Consider the following 7,943-nt stretch of genomic DNA (forward strand, 5'->3'; position numbering starts at 1 on the left):
GCGCCCCCTTCTCCTTCCCGGGTGGCTCCCCCTACCCCGAGAAGGCCGCGTGCCGGGTCCTCCTCCCGGCCATCCCGTGCTTAGGAAGCCGGGGGCATCAGGACCGTGTCGATCAGGTACACGGTCGCGTTCGCGGTCTGCACTCCACCACAGACGACCTTGGCGTCGTTGACCATCCAGTCATCGCCGCTGCCGGTGACTTCGAGCTCGGCACCCTGGACCGTCTTGTGCATGCCCTCGATGTCGGCCGGCTCGATCTGGCCGGGGACCACGTGGTAGGTCAGGATCGAGCTCAGCGTCTCGCTGTCGGTCTTGAGAGCCTCGATGGTGGCCGGGTCGATCTTCGCGAAGGCGTCATCCACCGGTGCGAACACGGTGAACTCGTCTCCGTTGAGCGTGTCGACGAGGTTCACGTCGGGGTTGAGCTGTCCGCTCACCGCTGCGACCAGCGTGGTCAGCATCGGGTTGTTGGATGCGGCGACGGCGACCGGGTCCTGGGACATGCCCTGGATCGATCCTGCGCCCTCCGGCACAGCTTCGGCGTAGGCGGCGCAACCGGGGCCCACGAGGTTCGCGGCCGGGTCCATCTCCTCCATCGGCGTCGACTCCGACGTCTCCGGAGTCTTGGGCTCGGTGGACTCCTCCGTGGTGCTGCCGCTGCCCATCGAACAGGCGGAGAGCAGGAACGCGCTCGCCAGGCCGAGGGTGATGGCTGCGGTGACCTTCTTCTTGGTGCTGAACATGTCGAGCTCCTTCAGAACTGAGCCACGGCCTCTCCGTGGCGTCGAGGGCTGTTCGGAGCACCTTCGAGATCGGATGGGAGAAATCTCAGAAATCTCTCAGATCGATCGAATCCAATCCGTTGTCGTCCCCGGAGCGAACAGCTCCCGACAGAAGTGGGGACCTCATGGACCTGATCATCATCGGCCTGCTCGGCGGGCTCATCACCGGCATCTCGCCGTGCATCCTGCCCGTGCTGCCCGTGATCTTCCTCACCGGGGGCGCCCAGTCCGCGCGGTATGAAGACGAGGTGGTGCCCGCCAGGCGCAGCCGCCCGTACTTCGTGATCGCGGGGCTGGTGCTGAGCTTCACGCTCGTCACGCTCGGCGGCTCACTGCTGCTCGGGCTGCTGAATCTGCCGCAGGACATCATCCGCTGGGTCGGCATCGCGGTGCTGATCATCATCGGCGTCGGGCTCATCGTGCCGCGGTTCCAGCACATCCTCGAGCGCCCGTTCCAGCGGTTCGGTCAACGCGAGGTGAAGAACCGGGGGAGCGGCTTCGGCGTCGGCCTCGCGCTGGGTGCAGTGTTCGTGCCGTGCGCAGGCCCCGTGCTGGCCGCCATCATCGTCGCCGGCTCCACCGGTCAGATCGGCATCGGAACCGTGCTGCTCACCGTGTCGTTCTCGATCGGCGTGGCGGTGCCGCTGCTGATCTTCGCCCTCGCCGGCCGCAGCGTCGTCGAGCGCATCCGCTCCTTCCGCTCGAAGGAGCGCGGGCTGCGCATCGCCGCCGGCATCGCGATGATCGCGCTCGCCGTCGGGCTCGTGTTCAACGTGCCCCAGGCGCTGCAGCGTCTGCTGCCCGACTACACGGCTCCGCTCCAGGAGCAGATCGCCGACTCCGACCAGGTGAAGGACGCCCTCGATCTCGGCGGACTCGTCAACGAAGAGAACAAGGATCTCGACAAGTGCACCAACGGTGCCGAGGAACTCGAGACGTGTGGAACGGCGCCGTCGATCAAGGGCATCCAGGAATGGCTCAACACGCCGGATGGTGAGGCCCTCGACCTGAAGGATCTGCGCGGCCAGGTGGTGCTGATCGACTTCTGGGCGTACTCGTGCATCAACTGCCAGCGTTCGCTGCCGCACGTGGTCGCCTGGGACGAGGCGTACCGCGATGCGGGCCTGCAGGTGATCGGCATCCACTCTCCCGAGTACGCGTTCGAGAAGGACCCGGGCAATGTGGCGGCCGGCGCGCGAGACTTCGGCATCGAATACCCGGTCGCCCTCGACAACAACCTGTCGACGTGGACGAACTACCGCAACCGCTACTGGCCCGCCCACTACCTGATCGATGCAGAGGGAACCGTGCGCCACATCTCGTTCGGAGAGGGCAACTACGCCGCGACCGAGTCGATGATCCGCGAGCTGTTGAAGGACGCGGATCCGTCCGTCGACCTTCCCGGCGCGACAGACGTCGAAGATGACACACCCGATGTGGGGTCGACGACGAGGGAGACATTCCTCGGTTCGTCGAAGGACGTCAACTACGGCGGCGACGGCGACTACCGCTCCGGCACCAACGCGTACACGTTCCCGAAGGATCAGCCGGCCGACAGCTTCGCGCTCGACGGCGACTGGACGATCGAGACGCAGTACGCGACGCCGGAGAGTGATGACGGACGCATCAGCCTCGAGTATCACGCCGCCGAGGTGCGGGTCGTGGTCGCCGGGACGGGAGACATCGAGCTCCGACGCGACGACGGATCGACGGAGACCATCGCGATCGACGGCACTCCGCGCTCGTACGAGCTGCTCAAGCAGACCGACATCGCCGAAGGCACCCTCACGCTCGACGTCCCGCCCGGAATCCAGGTCTATTCCTTCACATTCGGGTGACGTCTGCACGGGTACGGAGAGGAGATGCGGCATGCTTGTGGAGATGGTCATCGATGGAATGGACGTCCCGGAGGACGGCGCGACGCAGGATGCTGTCGGCGACCTCCTCGTGCGCGTCGCCGACGGTGACCAGGCTGCCTTCGCGGCCCTCTACGACGCCCTCTCCTCCCGCGCCTTCGGGCTGATCCTCCGCGTGCTGGTCAACCGGGCGCAGAGCGAGGAGGTCCTGCAGGAGGTCTTCCTGGAGATCTGGCAATCCGCTTCCCGCTTCGCTCCGAACAGAGGTCAAGGACGAACGTGGGTCATGACGATCGCACATCGTCGGGCCGTCGACCGGGTGCGGGCATCGCAGTCGAGCGCCGACCGCGATGTGCGGGCCGGATTCAAGGACATCGGTGTGGCACACGACAGCGTCGCAGAACAGGTGGAGCTGGGAATCGAAGGCGAGAAGGTCGTCGACGCTCTCTCGGGGCTTCCTGAGGTGCAGCGCGAGGCACTCGTCCTCGCCTACTACGGCGGTTACAGTCAGAACGAGATCGCGGCCCTGGTGGGCGCGCCGCTGGGGACGATCAAGACACGGATGCGAGACGGGCTGACCCGTTTGCGCACGGCGATGGGGGTGACGGCATGAACGAGAGAGAGTTCGCAGAGCTCGCGGCAGGTGCCGCCCTGCACGCGCTGTCGGCAGACGACGAGCGCCGTTTCCGTGACGCACTCGCCGCGCACCCCGAGTGGCAGGCCATCGTCGAGGCGGATGCCGGTGCGGCCGGGCTACTCGCCGAGACGGCCGCGACGGTAGATCCGCCCGCGAGCATCCGGTCCGCCCTGCTCGCGCAGATCGCCGTCACGCCACAGAGAATCGAGTCGGACGGCGACGAGCCGCGTGCGGCCGCTCCGGCACCGGAGAGCTTCACGACGGAGGAGGCCACCGCCGAATCCCCGAAGCCGCGCCGATGGACTCGCACGGTGTTCGCGTTGGCCGCGTGCCTCGCCCTCCTCGTCGGCGTCGGCATCGGCGCAGTGGCTCTGAATCAGCAGCTGAACCGCCCCGCGAGCGTGGTCGCCCTGCAGGAGATCGAAGCGGCGGGAGACGCCGAGCAGGCGACGGTCGCGCTCGATGACGGCGGAACGGCGACGGCGCACTGGTCGGGCTCGGTCGGCAAGGCCGTGCTCGTGGCCGACGGGCTCCCGAATCCCGGGGAGGGCGAGACCTACGAACTCTGGTTCGTGCGCGGTGACGCCCCCGTCTCGGCAGGCGTGTTCGATGTCGACGGCGGTGAGGCGACAGCCCTGCTCGATGGCGACATGCAGGCAGGAGATGCGATCGCGGTGACCGTCGAACAGGCCGGCGGGTCGCCGACGGGGCAGCCGACGTCTGACCCGGTGATCGTCATCCCCACGGCCTGAGCGTCGCCGATCGCGCGTACCCTGGAGGGATGCCTGAGCAGCACCACCGCCCTGTGCGCCGACCGTCCTCCTCCTTCGACAACATCGTCGGCGCGCACGATCCCGCCGAAGAGACGCGGGTCGCACACGCCACGGCATCCGCTCTGCTGACGCGCGTCCGTGCGGACGAGAGCGGTGCCAGCGCGGAGCGGCTCGTGGCATTCACCTCCGAGCACGGCATCGACGAGATCGCGGAGCTGTGGTCGAAGGCTCCGTCCCGCACGCTTCCCGGCGCGCTGTGGCGCCTGTACGTGCTGCAGCTCGCGATCCACGCCGACGCCCGCACGGCCGCGCTGCTCTATGACCGCGGTCGGCTGGAGCTGGCCTCGGCCGATGTCGTGATCGCCGGCGCTCCGGTGCCGGCGAGCCCTGACGAGCTCGTCGCGCTGATCGACACGATCCTGCGCGGGGCGTTCCGCGGGGACTTCGCGGTGGCTCTCGACCGCGCCGCCGCGTTCTGCCGGGTGCAGGCTTCAGGGGCGACCCACTCGGCGGACGACTACGAGCCCACCGAACCGGCGCGAGCCAGCGAACTGACCACTCGAGCGCTACGACTCAGCAGCTATGCGCAGGATCTGGCGGCCGCAGCGGTGCTGTGGCGCACGGGGGCTCTCAGCTGACGGACACGCTCCGGCGGGCCGCCGGGCCTGCAGAATAGCGCCCGGACAAAGAAAAGACCGGGCCGCAAGAACGCCTCTCGGCGGAAGGCCGCTCGTAGCGGCGAAAAATGGAGCCCGGGGTTATGCGGCCCGGCCACTCAATTGTAACGCGATGCGGCGGAGGGTATTCCCGCCCTCTAGGCTCGGATCATGACCGGGCGTTTCGCACTCATGATCGATCCCGTGCCCGCCGAGGAGCAGCGCTCCGACTACGCCGACACGTTCACGCAGGTGGATGCTGCGGCCCCCGCGCTCAGCGTGGGGGAGCTGAGCACGCAGCGCGGTGACGGCGTGTTCGAGTCGATCGGCGTGGTCGACGGGCATGCGCAGGAAGTCGTCCCGCACCTCGAGCGGCTCGCGCACTCGGCACGCCTGTGCGACCTTCCGGTGCCGAACCTCGCGCAGTGGCGCCAGGCCATCGACCGGGCCGCGGCACAGCTCGGTGCGGGCGAATCCGTGATCAAGCTCATCCTCAGCCGCGGCGTCGAGCACGGGCCCACGCCGACGGCATGGGTGACGGCGGCGCCGGCATCCGATTTCTCCGCCGTACGGGAGCAGGGCGTGCGTGTCGTCACCCTCGACCGCGGATACGACCTGGGCGCGGCCGAGCGGGCGCCGTGGCTGCTGCTGGGCGCCAAGACCCTCTCTTACGCCGTGAACATGGCTGCTCTGCGTGAGGCGCACCGGCGCGGGGCGGACGACGCGATCTTCCTCTCGAGCGACGGCTTCGTGTTGGAGGCGCCGACGGCTTCGCTGATCCTCCGGTTCGGCGACCGCTTCGTCACCCCCGCCCCGAACGGCGGCATCCTGCACGGCACGACCCAGCTCAGCGTGTACGACCATCTCGCGGCACAGGGTTTCGACGTCGGCTACGACCGCATCCCGGCGACGGATCTCCCGCAGGCGGATGCTGCGTGGCTCGTGTCGAGCGTCCGCCTCGCTGCGGCCATCACCGCCGTCGACGATGTCTCGCTCCCGGTCGACGCGGCCCTCACGGCCGACCTGAACCGCTACCTGCTCTCCCCGCGCGACTGAGCGTCGAGGCGTCGCCGACACGCGAGAGGGTCCGAGAACCGAAGTTCCCGAACCCTCTTCCGTCAGCCTCGACTCACCCGAAGCGGCCGGAGACGTAGTCCTCGGTGGCCTGCACGGACGGGGTGGTGAAGATGCTCGTCGTGTCGTCGTACTCGATGAGCTTGCCCGGCTTGCCGGTGCCGGCGATGTTGAAGAAGGCCGTCTTGTCGGACACGCGGGACGCCTGCTGCATGTTGTGCGTGACGATGACGATCGTGAACTCGTTCTTGAGCTCGCCGATCAGCTCCTCGATCGCGTAGGTCGAGATCGGGTCGAGAGCCGAGCACGGCTCGTCCATCAACAGCACCTCGGGCGAAACGGCGATCGCGCGGGCGATGCACAGACGCTGCTGCTGCCCGCCGGACAGGCCGGATCCCGGGCGGTCGAGCCGGTCCTTGACCTCATTCCACAGGTTCGCACCGGTGAGTGACTTCTCGACCAGGGCGTCCTGGTCGCTCTTCGACATCCGGGTGTTGTTGAGCTTCACGCCCGCGAGGACGTTCTCCTTGATCGACATCGTGGGGAACGGGTTCGGCCGCTGGAACACCATGCCGACCTGACGACGCACGAGCACCGGGTCGACGCCGGGACCGTAGAGGTCTTTGCCGTCGAGCAGCACCTCACCTTCGACGCGGGCGCCGGGGATGACCTCGTGCATGCGGTTCAGGGTGCGCAGGAACGTGGACTTGCCGCACCCCGAGGGGCCGATGAAGGCGGTCACGCTGCGCGGCTGGATGTCGAGGGAGACGCCCTCCACGGCGAGGAAGTTGCTGTAGTAGACGTTGAGGTCGTTGACTTCGATGCTCTTGGACACGTGGATTCCTGTTCTGAGTGGTCGGGCGCTCAGCGGCCGGAGACCTTCGGGGCGAACCACTTCGCGATGAGACGCGCGAGCAGGTTCAGGACCATGACGATGAGGATGAGGGTGAGGGCGGCGGCCCACGCGCGCGCGACGGCGGCGTCGGGGCTGGTGCCCTGATTCATGTACTGGTTGTAGGCGAACACCGGCAGGGTCATCATCTGACCGTTGAAGATGTTCAGGTTCATGCTCTGAGTGAAGCCGGCGGTGAGCAGCAGCGGCGCGGTCTCGCCGATGACTCGGGAGATCGCGAGCATGACCGAGGTCATGATGCCGGCGATCGAGGTCGGCAGTACGACCTTCAGGATGGTCAGCCACTTCGGAACGCCCAGGGCGTAGGACGCCTCGCGGAGCTCGTTCGGGACGATCCGCAGCAGTTCCTCGCTGCCGCGCACGACCACCGGTGTCATCAGCACGGCGAGGGCGAGGGCGCCCATGAAGCCCATCGAGATGCCGGGCTTGAAGATCAGGGCGAACGCGGCGTAGATGAACAGACCGGCGACGATCGACGGGATGCCGGTCATCACGTCGACGAAGAACGTGATGGCCTTCGCGATCTTGCCGCGGCCGTATTCGACGAGGTAGATGGAGGTCATCAGACCGATCGGCACCGAGATGACGGTGGCGGTCAGGGTGATGAGCACCGTGCCCCAGATGGCGTGCACGATGCCGCCACCCTCACCGACGACGTTGCGCATCGAGTAGCTGAAGAACTCGGCGTCGAACCGTTCGACGCCGTTGGCCACGACCGTCCACAGCAGCGACACGAGGGGAAGCAGGGCGATCAGGAAGGCGGTGGCGACGAGCGCCGTCATCAGTCGGTCGATCGCTTTGCGACGGCTCTCCGCGATCGACGAGATCACCGTGATGATGACCATGTAGAGCAGGATGCCGACGATCGCTGTGCCGACGATGTTGAAGTCGGCGAGGCTGGACCCGGCACCGGCGGCGGCGACCCCGAAGATCGCGGCGGAGATGGCGAAGGATGCCGCGAGCAGGGCCCACGGCGCCCACGTCGGCAGCTTGCCGGAGGTGAGCGAGGCCGCGTTGGCCGAGGCGGGGGGAGCGGAGGTGAGGGTGGTCATGTCAGTTCGCTCCCGAGAACTCGGCGCGGCGCGCGACGATCCAGCGCGCCAGCGCATTGACCGCGAAGGTCACGACGAAGAGGATGAGGCCGGTGGCGATGAGCGTGTTGACACCGGTGCCGTGCGCCTCTGGGAAGGCCAGGGCGATGTTGGCGGGGATCGGCGTCGGGTTGGTGGCGGTGAGCACCAGGAAGCTGACG

At 67.7% G+C, this 7,943-nt stretch carries 8 protein-coding genes and 1 pseudogene; 5 read left to right on the plus strand and 4 right to left on the minus strand.

Annotated features, from left to right (window positions below):
* Nucleotides 1-80: 80 nt before the first annotated feature.
* On the minus strand, nucleotides 81-743 hold the full coding sequence (locus ACNPM4_RS08835) for a fasciclin domain-containing protein (protein WP_029262788.1): 663 nt from the start codon (nucleotides 741-743) through the stop codon (nucleotides 81-83).
* Between the two features lie 164 nt (nucleotides 744-907).
* On the opposite strand from ACNPM4_RS08835, the gene ACNPM4_RS08840 reads away from it, so the two are divergent.
* The 5 genes from ACNPM4_RS08840 (at nucleotide 908) to ACNPM4_RS08860 (ending at nucleotide 5,760) form a co-directional block, all read left to right on the plus strand.
* A complete protein-coding gene (locus tag ACNPM4_RS08840; protein WP_448985433.1) occupies nucleotides 908-2,620 on the plus strand; it encodes a cytochrome c biogenesis protein DipZ in 1,713 nt (570 codons plus the stop codon).
* A 31-nt stretch (nucleotides 2,621-2,651) separates the two neighbouring features.
* A complete protein-coding gene (sigK, locus tag ACNPM4_RS08845) occupies nucleotides 2,652-3,251 on the plus strand; it encodes an ECF RNA polymerase sigma factor SigK (protein WP_029262786.1) in 600 nt (199 codons plus the stop codon).
* On the plus strand, nucleotides 3,248-4,027 hold the full coding sequence (locus ACNPM4_RS08850) for an anti-sigma factor (RefSeq protein ID WP_448985434.1): 780 nt from the start codon (nucleotides 3,248-3,250) through the stop codon (nucleotides 4,025-4,027). The genes sigK and ACNPM4_RS08850 overlap by 4 nt, the downstream gene beginning before the upstream one ends.
* Nucleotides 4,028-4,056: 29 nt before the next feature.
* Nucleotides 4,057-4,686 carry a DNA-directed RNA polymerase subunit beta gene (locus ACNPM4_RS08855; protein ID WP_448985435.1) on the plus strand — a complete coding sequence of 210 codons (630 nt, stop codon included), beginning with the start codon at nucleotides 4,057-4,059 and terminating at the stop codon, nucleotides 4,684-4,686.
* 189 nt (nucleotides 4,687-4,875) lie between these two features.
* Nucleotides 4,876-5,760, plus strand: coding sequence for an aminodeoxychorismate lyase (locus tag ACNPM4_RS08860; RefSeq protein WP_029262783.1), 885 nt, complete (start codon nucleotides 4,876-4,878; stop codon nucleotides 5,758-5,760).
* A gap of 73 nt (nucleotides 5,761-5,833) precedes the next feature.
* Here the strand turns inward: ACNPM4_RS08860 and pstB are convergent, their stop codons facing one another.
* From pstB to ACNPM4_RS08875, 3 genes and pseudogenes are all read right to left on the minus strand, one after another.
* Nucleotides 5,834-6,613 carry a phosphate ABC transporter ATP-binding protein PstB gene (pstB, locus tag ACNPM4_RS08865; protein ID WP_029262782.1) on the minus strand — a complete coding sequence of 260 codons (780 nt, stop codon included), beginning with the start codon at nucleotides 6,611-6,613 and terminating at the stop codon, nucleotides 5,834-5,836.
* A gap of 29 nt (nucleotides 6,614-6,642) precedes the next feature.
* Complete coding sequence (gene pstA, locus ACNPM4_RS08870) at nucleotides 6,643-7,743, minus strand: phosphate ABC transporter permease PstA (RefSeq protein WP_372469225.1); 1,101 nt, start codon at nucleotides 7,741-7,743, stop codon at nucleotides 6,643-6,645.
* 1 nt (nucleotide 7,744) lies between these two features.
* A pseudogene (locus ACNPM4_RS08875) lies at nucleotides 7,745-7,943 on the minus strand (phosphate ABC transporter permease subunit PstC); the annotation flags it as partial.

The organism is Microbacterium umsixpiens (assembly GCF_053543675.1).

Coding starts and splice junctions, on each gene's coding strand:
- ACNPM4_RS08835 (WP_029262788.1), bottom strand. CDS start 743: ATGTTCAGCACCAAGAAGAAGGTCACCGCAGCCATCACCCTCGGCCTG.
- ACNPM4_RS08840 (WP_448985433.1), top strand. CDS start 908: ATGGACCTGATCATCATCGGCCTGCTCGGCGGGCTCATCACCGGCATC.
- sigK (WP_029262786.1), top strand. CDS start 2,652: ATGCTTGTGGAGATGGTCATCGATGGAATGGACGTCCCGGAGGACGGC.
- ACNPM4_RS08850 (WP_448985434.1), top strand. CDS start 3,248: ATGAACGAGAGAGAGTTCGCAGAGCTCGCGGCAGGTGCCGCCCTGCAC.
- ACNPM4_RS08855 (WP_448985435.1), top strand. CDS start 4,057: ATGCCTGAGCAGCACCACCGCCCTGTGCGCCGACCGTCCTCCTCCTTC.
- ACNPM4_RS08860 (WP_029262783.1), top strand. CDS start 4,876: ATGACCGGGCGTTTCGCACTCATGATCGATCCCGTGCCCGCCGAGGAG.
- pstA (WP_372469225.1), bottom strand. CDS start 7,743: ATGACCACCCTCACCTCCGCTCCCCCCGCCTCGGCCAACGCGGCCTCG.